Origin of the sequence: Micromonospora trifolii, assembly GCF_050516465.1 — a bacterium.
Taxonomy (GTDB): domain Bacteria; phylum Actinomycetota; class Actinomycetes; order Mycobacteriales; family Micromonosporaceae; genus Micromonospora; species Micromonospora trifolii.
On the sequence record NZ_CP191526.1, the window covers coordinates 4,312,934 to 4,330,191 of the forward strand.

The window sequence follows — 17,258 nt, forward strand, 5'->3', positions numbered from 1 at the left end:
CAAGTCGCCGACGATCTCCACAGTAGATATGCATTGCGTTCGTCGGGCCGAAATGGCGAAACGCGTGGGACGGGAAAACCAGAAGATGCGCAGGTGAGCCTCGCTGTAGGGCACATCTATGATCGCCGGATGGCGATACCGGACTACATCGTGGGGTTGCGCAAGCACGTCGGCCACGACCTGCTCTGGCTGCCGAGCGTCAGCGCGGTGGTCCGCAACGACGCCGGTGAGCTGCTGCTCGGCCAGCGCGCCGACGACGGGCGCTGGTCGGTGATCAGCGGTTTCGTCGAGCCGGGCGAGCAGCCGGCCACCGCGCTGGTCCGCGAGGTACGCGAGGAGACGGGCCTGGACGTTGCCCCGGTGCGGATGTCCAGCGCGGTGTCGCACCCGCACACGTACCCGAATGGGGACCGCTGCGAATACCTGAACCTGGGGTTCCTGTGCCGGCTGGTGGCCGGCACCGCCCGGGTCAACGACGACGAGTCGCTGGCCGTGCGGTGGTTCCCGCTGGACCGGCTGCCCGAGCTGGACAAGCACGCCCTGCTGGTCATCGCGTACGCGCTGCGCGAGAACCAGCTGGCCGGGTACCTGGAGCCGGGTACGACGTGGGACGACGTACCCGACTGAGGTTCACGCCGGGGTCGGCGCGAGGGCGACCGGCGCGACGGGGGCCGACCGGGCCGCCCGGATGGTGTACGCGAGCGCGTACGGCATGCACGCCAGGTAGAGCATGGGCTCCAGGAACACCCGGTTGGTGATCAGGAAGATCTCCCACCCGATCGGCCGGGGCAGGCCGAAGTTCCAGTCCGTCCAACAGGCGAGGAGCCACAGCGGCGCGGAGATCGGGTCGACGCGCTCCCGTGCGTCGATCGTCGGCCCAGCGCCGAATCCGGCGGGGTACGCGTCGACGACGACGAGGATCACCGCGAGGTCCGCGGCGACGAGTGCGCCGAGGACGCCCACCCACCAGGCGGCGCGGAGGCGACCCCGGGCGGCGAGGCGCGCCGCGGCCCAGAGCGCGAGGGTCAGGCCGGCCAACCAGAGCAGCAGACCGGGTACGGCGCCGGCCAGGCCCTCGGCGTCGGTGACGTACATGAACAGGATGACGGCCGCACCGACCGGGAGCACCACGCCGAGCGCGATGCGCAGTGGGCCGTCGAGTGCGTTGTGTCGGGCCCAGCGGGCAGCGAACACCGCCAGCACGACCGCCAGCAGGATGGTGATCGCCGCCCAGATCGGCCTTTGCGCCCGCTCCCCCCAACTCTCCCGGAACATCAACCATTCGTAGAAGGGGTACATCGCGAACCCACCGAGGGCCACGATCCCTACGCAGGCGATCGGGGACAGCAGCAACGCCGCCGCGGTCCGGCTGGCCCGACCACGCATCAGGGTGCGGTCGACGATTGGTGCGCCGGCGCGGCTGACGGCCAGGCTCACCGCGAAGCCGACCATCTTCGTCCGGCGGCCGCTCTCGGCGAGCACGTGCAGCTCGGCGGCCCATTCGCGGCGCAGGTCGTCGCGAACCTCGGCCGGCCAGCGGCGCGCGGCCAACCCCAACAGCAGCTCGGCGGCCCGGCGGGTCACCACGCCGGCGCTCCGGTGGGCTCGGTGCCGCCCCACGAGCGACGACCGTCGGGGATCGCGGCCCGCAGGTCGGCGAGCGCCTGGCGGGCCTGCGTCACGCCCTCGGCGGTGAGCCGGTAGTAGCGGCGGGCCGGCCGGCCGGCCGTGACGGGATCGATCGCCTCCCAGTCGGCGGCCAGCCAGCCGGCCCCCTGCAACCGGTGCAGCACCGGGTAGAGGGTGCCGCTGGGCAGGCCGGTCAATCGCATCAGGTCGAGCCCGTAGCGCTGCTCGTCGGGCTCGGCGAGCAGCGCTGCGAGCACCTTCGCGACCGGAATCGTCATCCGCATCCGGCCACTGTATCGGAACTCTACATAGGGGTGGGTACCCGTTCGACGGGAATCCACAGCTCGGCGTCCGCCTGGGTGCCGTCCGCCGACACCCGGACCCGGGAGATCTCCGGTCCGGGTCGGCTGCGGTACGGGTTGGACGGAAACCACTGGGTGAACACGTCACGCCACAGGAACTGCACCGCCTGCGGGAACGCACCGGACGTGGTGAACACCGCCCACGACCCCGCCTGCACCGGCAGCGCGTCCAGGTCCTCCGGCGGCACGGCGCTGGTCACCACCCCGTGCCAGTAGTCCAGTTCGGTGCCCTCCTGCCGGCTGTCGGCGAGGTTGTCGCTGACGTTGACGATCCCCTTCGGCTCCTGATCGGAGAGCGCCTCGATCCGCTCGGTCGTCTCCTTGTCGATGCTCCGGATGAACGCGACGATCGCCGGGTTCATCCCCTCGTGCACCAGCGGGACCCGGGCCTTGCGCCCCACCAGCGCGAACGCGTCCTTGTCGACGATTCGGTACTCCATGCTGCCGCTCCCTTCGACGGTGAGTCGGAAGGACATCCGGGGCTGGGCGCGCAACGCTGCCCCCGTACGCCGGGCTTCTCCGGGGCCCACGCCGTGCACGGCGTGGAACGCCCGGGCGAACGCCTCCGCCGAGCCGTAGCCGTAGTGCACCGCGACGTCGAGCAACGTCCGCTCCCCCGCCAGCACGTCCGCACCGGCGACGGTGAGCCGACGCCGACGGATGTACTCCGACAGCGGCATCCCGGCCAGTGCGGAGAACAGCCGCCGGAAGTGGTACTCCGACGTCAGCGCGATCCGCGCCAGCTCGGCGACCTCGATCTTCTGGTCGAGGTGACGCTCGATGTACGCCATGGCCTCGTTGAGCCGATCCAGCACCCGGGCCTCCTTCCCTTTCGAGCACTGACGCTAGGTCGCGGGGTCGGTCGCCCACCCGACATCCGATGCCCGCATCGGTCGGGTGGGCAAGCACCGGTCGTCGTGTCGTGGCCTGGCGCCGACGGTCACACGCAGATCTTGGACAGTTTCCGTTATCTCGGCGGGCTCAACCGGTGGTTGCAACACCTAGAAGTTGGGTCATCTTCTCACCTGGGGTGGCCCAGCCCAGGGTCATGCGGGGGCGGTCGTTGAGTTCGTCGGCGACGTGGTCGAGGCCGGTTTGGTCGATGGTGGTGAAGTCGAATTGGCCTTTGGGGAAGTACAGCCCGTTGGTGTTCTCGTTGCTGCCACGCTGCCAGGGGCTGTGTGGGTCGCAGAAGTAGACCGGGCAGTCGGTGGCGATGGTGAAGTCACGGTGCCGGGCCATCTCGACGCCCTGGTCCCAGGTCAGCGAGGCTCGTAACCGCTGCGGGAGCCAGCTCATCGCCGCGGCCAACTGGGACACGACGTGGTCGGAGACCTTGCCCTCGGGCAGTCCGACCAGGATCACGAACCGGGTAGCGCGTTCGACCAGCGTGGCGATCGCGGAACCACCGCGCCCACCCCGACGGACGCCCTCGAGGAGATCACCCTCCCAATGACCGGGCACCGCCCGGTCAGCGACCTCAGCCGGCCGGTCAGCGATACGCAGGTCGACCCACGGCCGAGCCGAGCGCACCGCCCCGCCCGGCGCGGCCCGACGGCGACGAGCGGCCCGCCCTGATCGCAACGCCACCTGCCGCGTCAACTCCGCGCGGAGGTTGCCCCGCGCCTGCAGGTAGATCGCCTGGTAAATCGTCTCGTGCGACACCCACATCTCCGGCGTGTCCGGGAACTGCACCCGCAGCCGAGCACTGACCTGCTGCGGCGAACGGCGTCGCCGCAGCATATCCAGCACCACCTGACGCAACGGCCCGCCGTCAGCCAACCGCGGCACCCGCCCGGACCGGTTATGCCGCAGAAACGACGCCCACTGCGCCATCAACGGCTGATACCGCTGCCCATAACGCTCGAACCGACCCACCTCCCGCGAGATCGTCGACGCTGACCGCTCCAACCTTCGCGCGATCGACCGCAACGACTCACCCGCAGCCCGACCCAACCCGATCTGCTCCCGCTCCAGCGGACTCAACCTCGACGCCATAGCCACCCCAACGAAAATCACCGAAGGGTGTTGCAACCACCGGTTGAGCCCGCCCGAGCGAACGGAAACTGTCCAAGATCTGGCGGCGGACCGTGGACGCAGGTCGGCCAGCCAGCGGAACGGGGTCGCAGGTCATCGCCAACCGTTACTTCTCAGCGCGGCGGCTGCTGCATGAACCAGGTGGGCACGGGCTCGGCCATGGAGCCGACCACCTCCCAGCCGGCGCGGCGGTACAGCTCGACGTTGGCCGGTTTGCTGGTCTCCAGGAGCGCCGGCAGTCCCTCTGCGGAGGCGCGATCCAACCCGGCCCGCATGACGGCACGACCCCAACCGCGTCCGGCGCTGTCCGGGTGGGTGCCCAGCACGCCCAGATACCAGAACGGGAACGTCGGCAGGGCGTCGTGCACGGCGTCGTCGTAGCTCTCAACCCGAGCCAGCACGTCGGCGGGGTAGTGAGCGGCGAGCCCGCCCTCCGGCGACCCGGTCAGCGACCCTGCCGGTGGCTCCCAGATGGCAACCGACGCGCCCCCATTGATCGTCCAGATCGACGACCGGTGCACCCGCTTGTCGAAGAGGTTTCCGAAAAAGGTGGCGGCGTACCGCGGATAGGTCTCCTCGTCGGGGAACAGGTGCCGCAGGATGGGATCCTTGACGAACGCGGCGACCAGCGAAGCGACCACCGCAGAGCGGTCCGCCGGGGTGGCGATGGTGATCTCAGGCGTTGTCACAGCAGTCGACACTATCCGGAAAAGCGCCTTGACCCTGACCCGGTGGCGGACCGCAGACTGGCCCCATGGACCTCGATGACTACCGGAGACACTCCCCCTACAGCGACCCCGGTCGGCACGGCGGGCTCCTCGACGCCGTGGCGACCGACTTTCCCACCGTGGCGGCGACCGCCCGCAACGTGATCGTCCACTACCGGGCCGGCGGCGTCGAGCTGCCCGACGACCGGCTGGACGAGGTGAACCGTCGCTGGGTGGACCTCATCCTCGACACCGACCAGTCCCGATTTCCCCTGCCTCTCACGACCGGGCGTCCGGCAGCCGAACGGGTGGCCGGCTGCTGCCGGGACCACACCCTGTTGTCGATCGCGATCCTCCGTCAGCACGGCATTCCCAGCCGCAGCCGGGTCGGCTTCGCCTCGTACTTCGTGCCCGGCTGGCACCACGACCACGTCCTGGTGGAGTACTGGAACGGCGACCGGTGGGTGTGGGCCGACCCGGAGCTCGACCCGGCCGGCGACTGGGGGTTCGACGGCTACGACATCGACCCGAAGGCCGGCCTCTTCGATTCGGCATCGCGGGTGTGGTCGGCGTACCGGGCCGGGGCGATCGATCCCGACGTCTACGGCGTGAGCCCGGAGCTGCCGATCCGAGGCGACTGGTTCATCCACGACTACGTCCTGCTGGAGCTGGCCCACCGGCAGAAGGACGAGCTGCTGCTCTGGGACAGCCTCGACGCAATGACCGACGACGTCGCCACCGCCGACCTCACTTTCGTGGACGACATCGCCGCGTTGCTGCTCGCCGCCGACGACGGCGACGAGGCCGCGGAGAAGGCGCTCGCCGACCGGTACGCCAGCGACGCCCGACTGCGCCCCGGCTCGCGGGTGGAAAGCGTCTCGCCGGTCTCCGGCACCGTCAGCATGGTCGACCTGCGCCGCTGAGCGGCCCAGGCGTGTGTCGAAGCCCGGCCAGGGATTCGACACACGCCCTACCCGAAGGTGAAGGCGTACGCCTCGGCGCCGGGCTCGCCGAACGTGATCTCCAGGGTCCGCTCCCGGACCGCGCCGTCCTGGCGGACGAGCTGGTAGAGCCGGCCGTCCTGGAGTACGCCGTTGCCGTCGGCGTCGACGTCGACGCCGTGTGACGGGCCGGGAGCCGCGCCGTCGAGCAGCACGCGGAACGGGATCGACTGCCCCGCCCCGGGGGCCAGCACGAGATGCGCGTCGCGGGCGTGGAACCGGAAGGCGATGCCGCCGCCGGCCTGGTCCAGGACGACGTTCTCCGACCCGATCGTCCACTCCCCCGCCAGCGCCCACTGGTTGAGGCCGAGGCTCTCCGGCACCTGGTAGGCGCGGCGTTCGTCGAGCGCAGGGCCGTTCGGCGACGCGAAGTGTTCGCCGCGACTGAAACCGAGGTACGTCTCGGGCGTCCGCAGGCTGCCCCAGTCGGCCTCCGCCTCCGGGCCGAGCCCCTTCACGGATACGGGTTTCCGCTCGATGCCGAGCAGTTGCTGGAGCACCCGCTCGGACTGCTCGTAGCGTCCCTCGCCGAAGTGGTCGTCGCGGATGACGCCGTCGGTGTCGACGAAGTAGAGCGCCGGCCAGTAGTTGTTGGCGAAGGCGCGCCAGATCGCGTAGTCGTTGTCGACCGCCACCGGGTAGTCGATCGATCGGGCGGCCACCGCCCTCCGCACCCAGTCGACGTCGTGCTCGAATCCGAACTCCGGGGTGTGCACCCCGATGACGACAAGCCCGTCGTCGCGGTATGCCTGGGACCAGGCCCGCACGTACGGCTCTTGGCGCAACCAGTTGATGCAGGTCAGCGTCCAGAAGTTGACCAGGACGACGCGCCCACCCAGGTCGGCGGGGCCGAGTGGCTCGGAGTTGAGCCACTCGGCCGCCCCGTTCAGCGGGGGCAGGTGCACGGCCATCTAGCGCAGCGACCGGAAGGCGGTACGAAGCTCTTCGGAGAAGATCTTCGGCTGTTCCCAGGCCGCGAAGTGCCCGCCCACGTCGAGCTTGTTGTAGTAGACGAGGTTGGAGTACGCCTGCTCGGCCCAGCTCTGCGGCGCCTCGTACAGCTCGTCGGGGAAGACGCTCACGGCCACCGGGATGGAGATGCCCTTGGCTGAGAAGAAGGAGAGCGTGTTCTCCGCGTAGAGACGAGCCGAGGAAACCCCTGTGTTCGTCAGCCAGTAGAGCGTGATGTTGTCGAGGAGATCCTCTGGCGTGATGCCTCTGGGCTGCCCGGCGACCGACTCGGAGATCAGCTTCAGGCTGGCCGCGTCATGGTCGAGCATGTAGGTCGCCAGGGCGACGGGCGAATCCGCCAACCCGGTCAACGTCTGGGCGCGACCCATCTCGAGGGCGTAGCTGGAGTGCTTCCAGAAGAAGTCCGCTTGCTCACAGGCGCGCTTCTCGTCGTTCGAGAGATTGGCTGGGAGCGAACCCAACGGGTTGTTGGCTCCGGTGATACCGGACTGGAGCAGCGCATCGATCTCCGGCGGATACACGCCCGGCATGTTGACGTGGACGCCTTGCAGCTCCGGGGGCGCCTGCACCGCCATCATCTCCGTGATGAGCGCACCCCAGTCGCCCCCCTGCGCCACGAACCGCGTGTAGCCGAGGCGCTTCATCAGCTCTGTCCAGGCAGTGGCGATGTGTTCCGGACCCCAGCCGGGCTTGCTCGGCTTGCCCGAGAAGCCGTAGCCGGGCAGCGAGGGGATCACCAGGTGGAAGGCGTCCGACGCGCTGCCGCCGTGCGCCGTGGGGTCGGTGAGCGGGCCGACGATTTTAAGCTGCTCGATCACTGAGCCGGGCCAGCCGTGGGTGACGATGAGCGGCAACGCGTCCTCGTGCTTCGAGCGAATGTGCAGGAAGTGGATGTCGAGGCCGTCGATTTCGGTCATGAACTGCGGCAGGGCGTTCAGCCTCGCCTCGACCTTGCGCCAGTCGTATTCCTTCTCCCAATAGCGGGCGAGAGTCTGGATGGTCGCGAGTTGCACACCCTGCGACTGGTCGGGCACCGTTTCCTTTTCCGGCCAGCGCGTGGCCGCGATGCGCCTCTTCAGGTCATCGAGGTCGGCCTGAGGAATGTCGACCGAGAACGGTCGAATCTCCGTGGTGCCCGGACGAGTCTTGGTTTTGACAGCCATGCGTGTTTCCTCTCCGTCTAGGTTTGCGCCTCGCGAGGAGAAATCATTGGGGTGAAAGGCTGCCCGGACTTATGTGCCAACGATTGGGCACGCCGCCGCCATATCTCGGAGCCTAGAACGCCGCACAGGTTGCTCGTGGCGATACGAGCAGCCCTCTCATTTGTCAGCTCCGGGGGCCGCGACGGCATGTTCGGCGGCGCGGCTGACCTGCTCCCAGCTCGCCCAGGTGTCCATCCGCCGGCGGGCGATGTCGAACGCCAGGTCGTACACCATGCTGCCGAGCAGGAGCCGCAGCGGGGGCTCGTCGCTGTCGACCAGTTGCAGCAGCGCCTCGGCGGCCAGCCGGGGTTCGCTGTCGATCGAGCCCTCCGCCCACTGCCGCTCCAGTTCGGCGCGCAGTGGCGCGTAGGCGTCCATCGGGGTGGTGGCACGCACGCTGGTGTAGAGGTCGGTCCAGTATCCGCCCGGCTGCACGATGCTGACAGTGACGTCGAAGGCCGCCGCCTCCATCGCCAGCGCCTCGCTCATGCCCTCCAGGGCGAACTTGCTCGCGCTGTACAGGCCGGTGCTCGGGAAGCCGCCGAGCGCGGCGATGCTGGAGACCTGCACGATGTGGCCGGACCGTTGGGCGCGCAGGTGCGGCAGCACGGCCTGGCTGACCCAGAGCGCGCCGAAGAGGTTGACCTCGAACTGGGCGCGCGCCTCGGCCTCGGTGAACTCTTCGATCATGCCCATGGACAGGGTGCCGGCGTTGTTGACGACGATGTCGAGCCCGCCGAAGTGCTCGACGGCGGTGTTCACGGCGGCGATGACCGCCGCGCGGTCGGTCACATCGAGGGTCAGGGTTAGCAGCCGGTCGGCGTGCTTCTCGTCGAAGTCGGCAGTGGCGATGGTCCGGGCGGCGGCGACCACCCGGTCACCCCGGTCGAGTGCGGCGTCGGCGAAGGCGCGGCCCAGGCCGCGGCTGGCACCGGTGATAAACCAGGTACGCATGTGTTCTCCAAGCGTTTCAAGACGAGACGGTCCGTCTCGTGATGTGCCGAGACTAGGCCCACGACACCACCACCGTCAAGACGAGACGGTCCGTCTCGTTCGCTGGTATCGTTCTGCCCATGACGCCCAACACGGCCCGCCGGAGAGAGACCTCCCGACGCGCCATCCTCACCGCGGCCTTCGACCTGCTCCAGGAAACGGGGTACGCGAAGCTCAGCATCGAGGGCATCGCCGCGCGGGCCGGCGTCGGCAAACAGACCATCTACCGCTGGTGGCCGTCGAAGGGCGCGGTCATCTTCGACGCCTTCCTCATGCTCAGCGAGGCCACCGAGGGTGGGCCGCCGACGCTGCCGGACACCGGCGACCTGGCGGCGGACCTGACCCTGGTGCTGCGCGCGACGGTCGAGGAGATGAACGACCCCCGGTACGAGCAACCGATGCGCGCGTTGGCCACCGAGATCGCGCTCGACCCCGAGCTGGCAGCCTCGTACGCCGAACGGTTGGACGGACCGTTGAAGGAGGCCAAACGGCAGCGCCTGCGCAGCGCCCAGCAGGCCGGTCAGATCGCCGACGACGTCGACCTCGGCGTGGCGGTGGACATGATCTGGGGGCCGGTGCTCAACCGCTGGCTGCAACGCAGCGGGCCGCTCACCGCCGAGTACGCCGACCTCGTCGTCGCCACCGCCCTCAACGGATTGCGCCCCCGCCGATTCAGCGAGTGACGATCGGTGGGACGGCTTTGCGCTGCCACAGCGCGGTGCGGCAACATCAGGCGCCGTGACGGCACCAGGCACGGCCCCCGACAACGACACCCCGGCCGGCGACAACGGCACGCTCCGGTCGAGTCGACGGGGCAGACACTGGTTGGCCGGCGCCGGTGTCACCGCCCTGGCCGCCGTCCTGGGCATCACCCTCGCCGTCCGCGGCGGCGCCACCCCGGCCTGCGCCGCGCCGCCGACGGGCAGCGCCGTCCACAAGGGAAAGGCCAGCTTCTACGACGCGGGCCGCTCGGGCGGCAACTGCTCCTTCCCCGGCCCGCCGGCGGACCGGCTGTACGTGGCCCTCGGCGCGTCCCAGTACTCCGGATCGGCGGCCTGCGGCAGTTACCTGGAGGTGACAGGTCCGAAGGGCACGGTGCGGGTCATGGTCATGGACCAGTGCGGCGGCTGCGGACCCAGCAAGATCGACCTGTCCACCGAGGCGTTCACCAAGATCGCCGACCGGTCGCAGGGCATCGCGTCAGTGACGTACCGGGCGGTGGTGAACCCGCCGCTCGACGGAGGGCTCACCTTCCGGATGAAGGGCGGCGCCTCGAAATACTGGTTCGCGGTGCAGGTCGGCAACCACGGCAACCCGCTCCGCTCGGTCGAGGCCAAGGGATCGGGCGGCGGCTTCCGCAAGGCCGCCCGGCAGAGCGACAACCACTGGACCATCGAGGGCGGGATCGGCCCCGGGCCGTACAGCATCAGGGTCACCGACGTGTACGGACGCCAGACGACCGCCACCGGCATCCGCCTGGTCACCAAGCAGGTGCAACGCAGCACGGCCACCCTCGCCAGCGCCTCCCCCACGCCCAGCAGCTCACCCTCGGCCCCGCCGAGCCCCACCATCGCGCCCTCAGCGACGCCGACGGAGTCGGCCGCACCGACGGCGACTGTCGAAGCGCTCGCGGGTGCCGCCGTTCCACTCGACCGCCCCCGCTGCTGACCGCTCGCTCTCGACTGACTGGGTCGCGGCACCGCAAAAAGCAGCGGCTGGCAGAGGTTCGCGCTGGCTAGACTGCCCCGGTGGTCGACGTCCTGAGGCTGGAGCCGCTGCTGTTCCCCGCCGAGTTCACGGCGCACCGCATGCGAATCCTCGTCAACGGCCTCGACGTCGTTGCGACGGCGTACCCGGCAGACGGCTTCCACGGACAGCCGGTAGCGGGATTCACGCCCTCATCGGTACTGGGACCGGGCGGGCTTGCTGTCGCGCCGGAAGCCCGAGAGGTCGCGGTAGGCGGATCCGACATGGGCGAGGACCAGCTGACGGTCCGCGTCCGTCAGGCCGGCGCTGAGGTGATCTGGGACCGCTGGCGTCTGACGGTCATCGAGAGGGTGCACAAGGAAGGGCCGGAGCTCGGGCTGGGCAGCTTCCGGTTCGACTCGCACGCGTACGCGCAGGAGATAGCCCAGGCGACGGAGCGCACCACCCGGACGTGGCCGGCCCGGTCGGTCGCCGAGAACCTTGAGGCCACGCTGTGGCGTGAGGGGTGGGACCAGGACGGCGGAGCCTGGATCCGCAGCTACGTAGCGATCCGTGCGCCCGAGGATCGTCCGGACCTGGTCGAGATCAGCTTTTACGCCCGCGACCTGAGCGGGCAGCGTTATGCACTACCGGGAAGCTACGTCGTGACCTTCCCGGTCGACGGTACCGACCCGGATGTTCAAGCCCAGGCCATCGCACACCGGCTGGGTCATGAAGACCTCAAGCCGATATCGGTCCACCAGCCTCCTCGACGACGAAAGCTGGCTGGACGAGACGCGGCAGAGTCTCCGTCGTGAACGAAAGCCAGGGCGACGAGCAGGATCGGTTCCGCGATCCGTTGGTCAGTTTGTACGAGCTGGCAGGCGAGGACATCTACGTCGTCTGCCCACGCTGTGGGCACCGGGCGGTCAACGCCCCACAGCCGAGCAACAGTAGGTGGGTGGCCTCGTGGCCCCGTCGACTCACGTGCCCAGGGTGCGCGTACTCAGCGTCCTGGTCCCCACAGGGATCTGCGGTCTCGTCCTGGAACGGTCCAGTGGATCCGTTCTTCCACCTACCCTTGTGGCTGAGGGCCCAGTGCTGTGGCGGGCACATGCTCTGGGCGTTCAACCGCACCCACCTCGACCTCCTGTCCGGATACATCGGCGCTCGACTTCGGGAGCGGGGCCCGCAGCCTGGTGGCATGACGCTGGTGGCACGTCTGCCGAACTGGCTCAAGGCCGCACACAATCGGGACGAGCTGCTCCGGGTCATCAGTCGACTGAGCGCATCGATTGACTGACCCTGGAGCGGCATCCCCATTCCCCCGATACCGGCAGGGCTGGCAGCCCGCACTACTGAACGGGCCGCAGCGGCGGCAGGCGGTGATCGAAGAGCTGTGGCTGGTCGCGATCGTCGAGGAGGTGCCCGACGATGAGGTCAGACGGTGGTGGAACAGCAAGGAAACGGAGCTTTTGGACCGCCTTGCGGCGTCCGCGCCCGGATTTCGGCTGGGGACGATCCTGACCACAGGTGACGAGCCGCAACTCGGCAGCCCCACCCGCCGGGTCTTCGACCTGATGTTCCTGCGCGGCACCTGCCCGGAGAACTTCCACCCCGATTCCTCAACGCCCTACGTCTTGCCGCTGCTCGACGCGGACCTGCGGTCGGCTGTGCTTGCGGCGTTCTCTCCGCAAGCCGACGATCACCCGCTCATGACGGCTGCTCCGCTCAGCGGACTGACCGAATTTCTCGACAAGCACCGAGGCACGCGGTTGACGACACACTCGCCGACGGAAGCAGTACGGGTGTCACTGCCCGCCACGCTGGGCCGCCAAGGCACGGGCTAAGGTCGCGTCCACGACGGTGAGTGACGCCATGGCAATGGCTCCCGCGTGGGCCCCTCGGGCACCGTCCGAGCGGTTGGCCTCCGCTGCGTAACAGCCGGTCAGCACGAGATTCAAAGCAGCGCGCGCCGCCATCCACGGCCAACGGGGGCGCCCACACAAGACGCCGGAACCGACGACGAGATCAGTCAAACCGACCGCTCGGGCCAGGACGGGGCGATCACCCAATCCGAGGGCTGCCGCGCTGCGTCGTGGCATGGCCGTCAACACCACACCGAAGCCGAGCGTCACGAGACCGACAGCATTCGCCAACTTGTCTGCGCGTCGGCGAGTCATGTACCACATCATCGCAGGCCGATCGACATAGGAGCGTGGCGTGGATTCGTTGGACGTGGAACTCTTCGCGGACTACCACCAGATTCACCTGAGCGACGACGGGTCGACGGGTGACCTGAGCGAGGCATGGACGGACCAGGCGGTTGTCGACCGGCTGGCCGTGGTCGACGACGCGATGGCCATCGGCACGTCGGTCAACGTCACGGTCGCGGTGATAGTCGACGTGTTGGACGCTCCGCCCGTCGACGACTCCGCCGGCTACGACCATGTGGTCGAGGGGAGCATGCAGGTTCGGTCGGGCCGCATCGTGGTCATGGGTTGCACCGATTACGAGCCGGGTGCCGCGAGGGTCCGGGTGCCGGTAGGGCCCGTTCGTGTCCGGGCAGCGAGCAGCAACCTTGCCGAGGCGGAGCGCTTGGGGGTCGACTCCGACGAATCCCCGCAGACGATGGAGCGGCTGCGGGTGCAGGTGTGGCCGGCCCCGAGTGAGAAGCCCGTCGTGTTGAAACGATGGGAGAGCGAATCCGGGTTGCGGCAGGACAGGTAGCGGCCGAGTATCGCCGGGTGGATGCTGTGGTGCAGTGGGTTCGCACGTCGTGGACCAAGCGTTCGCGTGGCGGCGCCGAGGCGGTCCGGCGTAACGCCGTACCGGTGTCGTTCGCCCTGCCGGCACGGACGGCACCGCTCACCCACGAGGTGGACATGGCGGAGGCCGATGGGTTCGAGCCTCGCGAGGGCCTGCGACGCGTGTCGTACCGGAGCGAGGTGCGTCTCCGGCTGGTGGACGGCCAACTCCGGGTTGAACTGCTCGCGTCGGCCTGGGGTAGGCCGCGCCGTCACCGCCGGCCGCCCGCGGTGCGACTCGCGCACGGCGAATGGCTGCGCTGGCAGATCAACTACCGCTTCACCGGCACGACTGACGGCGCCTGGCTGTACCGCTTGGACACGCTCAATCTGGCGCACGGCGCAGTTCCGGCCGACACCTTCCTCGGCGAACCGCCTCGATTCATCGACGAGCGCGCACTTATCTGGTAGCCGCCACCGCCGCGCTTCGGACCCGCCGTACCATCCGATGATGATCTCGGAAACCTTCGATGCGCGTGGCGGGCTCACCTACGTTGACCGCCTCGATTTCACCCGAGGCGACCCCCTCCGAGCTGTCCGACGGATGGCCTGGCCGACAGTGAAGCTGCACGCCGACGACAGCACGCTGACCTTCACGTCGCGTACCGGATCGGACACCCTGGAACACTTCTACGTGGCCGCGCTGGCGCACCATCCGTTTCACCGACGGTTTCCGGTGCCGGCGACCGCCGTCTGCTTCGACGTCGAGGGACGCGACCAGATCCTGCTCTTCTGGACTCCCCGCGCGGTCGCGGTCCTGCGTGCACTCGACAAGCTGGGCTGGGACGCCGAGCAGCCCGAGCCCTGGACCCCGTACGTCTGAGCTGGTGGTCGTGCGGTAGTCCACCTCCTGGCACCCGTTTTCGTCACCGTCCGCAGCGACGCCTGCCGGACGAGTGCGGCGGGTGACGAAAGAGAGAAGGGACACCCTCCGGGGCCCGTTGACATGCGTTTCGAGCGAGTGACAGCGTTGTCATCGACTCATTTCCTCCATTTGAGACGAGGAGCGCATCTTGCTCTATCGGAACTCACCCCGCCGCAGCGCGACAGCGGCCGCGGCAGTCGGCATTCTCATCACGGGGCTGGCGCTCGCCCCGTCCGCGCCGGCCCAGGCCAGTCGCCACCGGGCGCAAGACGAAGCCGTACGGTCGGGCGACGCACGTTTCGAGGTGCTGTCCCCCACCCTGATCCGCACCGAGTACCAGAAGGACGGCAGGTTCACCGACGCCGCCACGTTCAACGCCATCGGGCGCGATGATTTCCCCCGTACGCGTTTCACGAAGCACGTCGACCACGGCTGGCTCACCATCGACACCGGCGCGATGACGTTGCGGTACCGGGTCGGCTCGGGCGCGTTCACCGCCGACAACCTCACAGTGCAGCTCAAGACCGGCAAGCAGGTCGTGCAGGGCCAACCCTGGGCCGGCCACACCGCCCCGGCCTGCGCGTTCGGAGCGCTCTGCGAGGCCGAATCGCTGCAGTTGAACGGCCCCGGCGTGGCCACCGACCACCAGGGATTCACCGGACGCGGCTTCGCTGCCGGTTTCGCCTCGTCCGGCGACTCGGTCACGTTCGCGCTCGACGCTCCCGAAGGCGGCACGAAGCAGCTCGCCGTCCGCTACGCCAACAGCACCGGCGGCGACGGCCAGAACGTGGACCGCACTCTGACCGTGCAGGTCGACGGCGACGCCGGCCACACGCTGACGCTGCCGCCCACCGCGAACTGGGACACCTGGGGCCTGGCCAACGTGCCGGTCGACCTCACCGCCGGCCGGCACGAGATCCGTGTCGTGCGGGGTCCCAACGACTCCGGCAACGTGAACGTCGACAGCCTCGCGGTGGTCAACCCGGGTGATCCGTTCCCGGCGCCGGCCACGCCCGAGCCGCAGCCCCTGCGGTTCGGCACCCTGGGAGAGGCTGAGACCGGCGCGCTGACCGGCGGCGCGAGGCCCGCGAACGACCACAACGGCGCTTCCGGTACGGGATTCCTGGCCGGCCTGGAAAGCACCACGTCCGCCGACACGCTCACCGTGACTGATGTTCCGTCGGCCGGTGACTACCAGGTGCAGATCCGCTACGCCAACGGCCAGGCCGGCGCCCAGCCGAGCCAGACGCGCACCATGTCGGTCACCGCGGGAACGGCGGCGCCGGTCACGGCGACCCTTCCGCCGACCAGCGGATGGGACTACTGGAACACCGTTTCCGTCCCGGTCCACCTCAACCGCGGCACCAACACCGTGACGCTGGGCTGTCCCACTGACGCCAGCTGCAACGTCAACGTCGACACGGTCGCCGTCACGGGCAAGGGCTCCCCGCTGCTCGCCCCGCACGCGCCGCTCGGCGGCTACCGGCGGGGCCTGGACGGCGTGACCGGTTCCGCCCTCACCGCTCCGGGCCTGCTCTACCAGGACGGCTGGTACCTGCTCGACGACTCGGCCTCGGCCCTGAGCGACACCAAGCCCCGGCCCGCCGCCGAACAGGACGGCTACGTCTTCGCGTACGGGCAGGACTTCACCCGTGCCCTGAAGGACCTGTCGACCCTGACCGGCCCCACGAAGCTGCTGCCGAAGTGGGCGTACGGCGTGTGGTACTCCGAGTACTACGACCGCACCGCGACCGAGTTCCAGAACCTGGTGACCCGGGCCAAGGCCGAGGGTGTGCCGCTGGATGTGCTCGTTCTCGACACCGACGTCAAGGCGCCGGACAAGTGGAACGGCTGGAGCATCGACCCCACCCGGATCCCCGACCCGAAGGCGTTCTTCGACTGGGCCAGGAAGCAGGGCCTGCACACCGGCATCAACATCCACCCGAGCATCCTCGGCTCGGACCCGAAGTTCGCGCAGGCGCAGGCCACCGCGAAGGGCAAGCTCCAGCGCGTCGGCTGCAACGGCGGCGCCGACTGCTACGCGTTCGACTTCGGCGACCCGGACCAGCTCACTGCGTACATGCAGCTGCACGACGGGATGATCCCGAAGGGCAGCAAGGGCCCGGACCTGTGGTGGCTGGACTGGTGCTGCGACAACACGAAGTCCTCGCTCGCCGGGGTGACCGCTGACGCGTGGATCAACCAGCAGTACGCCGACAAGACCGGCTTCGCCTTCTCCCGGGCGTACGGCTCCTTGCAGGCCGGCGGCTACAGCAGCCCGACCCCGGTGTCGACCGGACCGTGGGCCGACAAGCGCACCACGCTGCACTTCACCGGCGACACCACCTCCGACTGGTCGACCCTCCAGATGGAGGTCGGCTACACGCCGGGCGAGTCGGCCGCGACCGGGCTGGCCGCGGTCAGCCACGACATCGGCGGGCACACCGGCGGCCTCCAGGAGCCGGGCAGCGAACCAGGCAGCACCAAGCTGCCCGACGACCTCTACGCCCGGTGGGTGCAGTTCGGCACGTTCCAGCCGATCGACCGGCTGCACTCCAACCACAGCGACCGGCTGCCCTGGCAGTACGGCCCGGCGGCGAACGCGTCGGCCAAGAAGTTCCTGAACCTGCGGGAGAAGCTGCTGCCGTACACCTACGCCGCCGCCAAGGAGGCCACCCGCACGGGTACGCCCATCGTCCGCTCGATGTACCTGGCGTACCCGAATGAGCAGGCCGCGTACGCCACCGCCGGTTCCCAGTACCTCTACGGCCCGGACTACCTGGTGGCACCGGTGACGACGCCCGGCACCACCGCCACGACGTCGGTGTGGTTCCCGCCCGGCAACAGCTGGACCGACATCTTCACCGGGAAGACGTACCGGGGCGGCACCACGCAGAACATCACCACCACGCTGGACACCATGCCGGTGTTCAAGAAGCACTAAAGTCTGCTTGCAGGGATCCGGACACCGGCCGGGTGGGGCAACCCACCCGGCCG

18 protein-coding genes are annotated in these 17,258 nt (G+C 69.2%); 10 read left to right on the forward strand and 8 right to left on the reverse strand.

Going from position 1 to position 17,258, the window contains the following annotated elements; all coding sequences use genetic code 11:
* Positions 1-129 precede the first annotated feature (129 nt).
* Entirely contained in the window at positions 130-627 is a 498-nt protein-coding gene (locus tag ACQRWP_RS19875; protein ID WP_430496794.1) for an NUDIX hydrolase, read from the forward strand.
* A 3-nt stretch (positions 628-630) separates the two neighbouring features.
* Here the strand turns inward: ACQRWP_RS19875 and ACQRWP_RS19880 are convergent, their stop codons facing one another.
* From ACQRWP_RS19880 to ACQRWP_RS19900, 5 genes are all read right to left on the reverse strand, one after another.
* Positions 631-1,587, reverse strand: coding sequence for a hypothetical protein (locus ACQRWP_RS19880; protein ID WP_430496796.1), 957 nt, complete (start codon positions 1,585-1,587; stop codon positions 631-633).
* Positions 1,581-1,913 carry a PadR family transcriptional regulator gene (locus ACQRWP_RS19885; RefSeq protein WP_430496798.1) on the reverse strand — a complete coding sequence of 111 codons (333 nt, stop codon included), beginning with the start codon at positions 1,911-1,913 and terminating at the stop codon, positions 1,581-1,583. Before ACQRWP_RS19885 ends, ACQRWP_RS19880 begins: the two co-directional genes overlap by 7 nt.
* Positions 1,914-1,933: 20 nt before the next feature.
* Positions 1,934-2,806, reverse strand: a complete 873-nt coding sequence (locus ACQRWP_RS19890) for a GyrI-like domain-containing protein (RefSeq protein ID WP_430496800.1) — start codon at positions 2,804-2,806, stop codon at positions 1,934-1,936.
* Positions 2,807-2,972: 166 nt separating this feature from the next.
* On the reverse strand, positions 2,973-3,989 hold the full coding sequence (locus ACQRWP_RS19895) for an IS30 family transposase (RefSeq protein WP_430496802.1): 1,017 nt from the start codon (positions 3,987-3,989) through the stop codon (positions 2,973-2,975).
* 152 nt (positions 3,990-4,141) lie between these two features.
* A complete protein-coding gene (locus ACQRWP_RS19900; protein ID WP_430496804.1) occupies positions 4,142-4,717 on the reverse strand; it encodes a GNAT family N-acetyltransferase in 576 nt (191 codons plus the stop codon).
* 65 nt (positions 4,718-4,782) lie between these two features.
* Here ACQRWP_RS19900 and ACQRWP_RS19905 point away from each other — a divergent pair, with 65 nt between their 5' ends.
* A complete protein-coding gene (locus ACQRWP_RS19905; protein WP_430496806.1) occupies positions 4,783-5,658 on the forward strand; it encodes a transglutaminase domain-containing protein in 876 nt (291 codons plus the stop codon).
* Positions 5,659-5,705: 47 nt separating this feature from the next.
* Here ACQRWP_RS19905 and ACQRWP_RS19910 read toward each other — a convergent pair whose 3' ends face one another.
* From ACQRWP_RS19910 to ACQRWP_RS19920, 3 genes are all read right to left on the reverse strand, one after another.
* Positions 5,706-6,647 carry a redoxin domain-containing protein gene (locus ACQRWP_RS19910; RefSeq protein ID WP_430496808.1) on the reverse strand — a complete coding sequence of 314 codons (942 nt, stop codon included), beginning with the start codon at positions 6,645-6,647 and terminating at the stop codon, positions 5,706-5,708.
* Positions 6,648-7,871 (reverse strand): epoxide hydrolase family protein, encoded by a 1,224-nt coding sequence (locus tag ACQRWP_RS19915; protein WP_430496810.1) that lies wholly within the window; start codon positions 7,869-7,871, stop codon positions 6,648-6,650.
* A 156-nt stretch (positions 7,872-8,027) separates the two neighbouring features.
* Entirely contained in the window at positions 8,028-8,864 is an 837-nt protein-coding gene (locus ACQRWP_RS19920) for an SDR family oxidoreductase (protein ID WP_430496812.1), read from the reverse strand.
* A gap of 119 nt (positions 8,865-8,983) precedes the next feature.
* On the opposite strand from ACQRWP_RS19920, the gene ACQRWP_RS19925 reads away from it, so the two are divergent.
* From ACQRWP_RS19925 to ACQRWP_RS19960, 8 genes are all read left to right on the forward strand, one after another.
* Complete coding sequence (locus ACQRWP_RS19925; protein WP_430496814.1) at positions 8,984-9,586, forward strand: TetR/AcrR family transcriptional regulator; 603 nt, start codon at positions 8,984-8,986, stop codon at positions 9,584-9,586.
* A gap of 55 nt (positions 9,587-9,641) precedes the next feature.
* Complete coding sequence (locus ACQRWP_RS19930; protein ID WP_430496816.1) at positions 9,642-10,571, forward strand: expansin EXLX1 family cellulose-binding protein; 930 nt, start codon at positions 9,642-9,644, stop codon at positions 10,569-10,571.
* Between the two features lie 80 nt (positions 10,572-10,651).
* Complete coding sequence (locus ACQRWP_RS19935; protein ID WP_430496818.1) at positions 10,652-11,407, forward strand: hypothetical protein; 756 nt, start codon at positions 10,652-10,654, stop codon at positions 11,405-11,407.
* A gap of 567 nt (positions 11,408-11,974) precedes the next feature.
* Entirely contained in the window at positions 11,975-12,439 is a 465-nt protein-coding gene (locus ACQRWP_RS19940) for a hypothetical protein (protein WP_430496820.1), read from the forward strand.
* A 373-nt stretch (positions 12,440-12,812) separates the two neighbouring features.
* Positions 12,813-13,319, forward strand: coding sequence for a hypothetical protein (locus ACQRWP_RS19945; RefSeq protein WP_430496822.1), 507 nt, complete (start codon positions 12,813-12,815; stop codon positions 13,317-13,319).
* A 17-nt stretch (positions 13,320-13,336) separates the two neighbouring features.
* Entirely contained in the window at positions 13,337-13,807 is a 471-nt protein-coding gene (locus ACQRWP_RS19950; RefSeq protein ID WP_430496824.1) for a hypothetical protein, read from the forward strand.
* Between the two features lie 133 nt (positions 13,808-13,940).
* Positions 13,941-14,219, forward strand: coding sequence for a hypothetical protein (locus ACQRWP_RS19955; RefSeq protein WP_430496826.1), 279 nt, complete (start codon positions 13,941-13,943; stop codon positions 14,217-14,219).
* 190 nt (positions 14,220-14,409) lie between these two features.
* The gene (locus ACQRWP_RS19960; protein WP_430496828.1) at positions 14,410-17,205 is read left to right on the forward strand and encodes a TIM-barrel domain-containing protein; all 2,796 of its coding nucleotides are present in this window, start codon (positions 14,410-14,412) and stop codon (positions 17,203-17,205) included.
* The last annotated feature ends 53 nt before the right edge of the window (positions 17,206-17,258 follow it).

Coding starts and splice junctions, on each gene's coding strand:
- ACQRWP_RS19875 (WP_430496794.1), top strand. CDS start 130: ATGGCGATACCGGACTACATCGTGGGGTTGCGCAAGCACGTCGGCCAC.
- ACQRWP_RS19885 (WP_430496798.1), bottom strand. CDS start 1,913: ATGCGGATGACGATTCCGGTCGCGAAGGTGCTCGCAGCGCTGCTCGCC.
- ACQRWP_RS19895 (WP_430496802.1), bottom strand. CDS start 3,989: ATGGCGTCGAGGTTGAGTCCGCTGGAGCGGGAGCAGATCGGGTTGGGT.
- ACQRWP_RS19905 (WP_430496806.1), top strand. CDS start 4,783: ATGGACCTCGATGACTACCGGAGACACTCCCCCTACAGCGACCCCGGT.
- ACQRWP_RS19910 (WP_430496808.1), bottom strand. CDS start 6,647: ATGGCCGTGCACCTGCCCCCGCTGAACGGGGCGGCCGAGTGGCTCAAC.
- ACQRWP_RS19915 (WP_430496810.1), bottom strand. CDS start 7,871: ATGGCTGTCAAAACCAAGACTCGTCCGGGCACCACGGAGATTCGACCG.
- ACQRWP_RS19920 (WP_430496812.1), bottom strand. CDS start 8,864: ATGCGTACCTGGTTTATCACCGGTGCCAGCCGCGGCCTGGGCCGCGCC.
- ACQRWP_RS19925 (WP_430496814.1), top strand. CDS start 8,984: ATGACGCCCAACACGGCCCGCCGGAGAGAGACCTCCCGACGCGCCATC.
- ACQRWP_RS19955 (WP_430496826.1), top strand. CDS start 13,941: ATGGCCTGGCCGACAGTGAAGCTGCACGCCGACGACAGCACGCTGACC.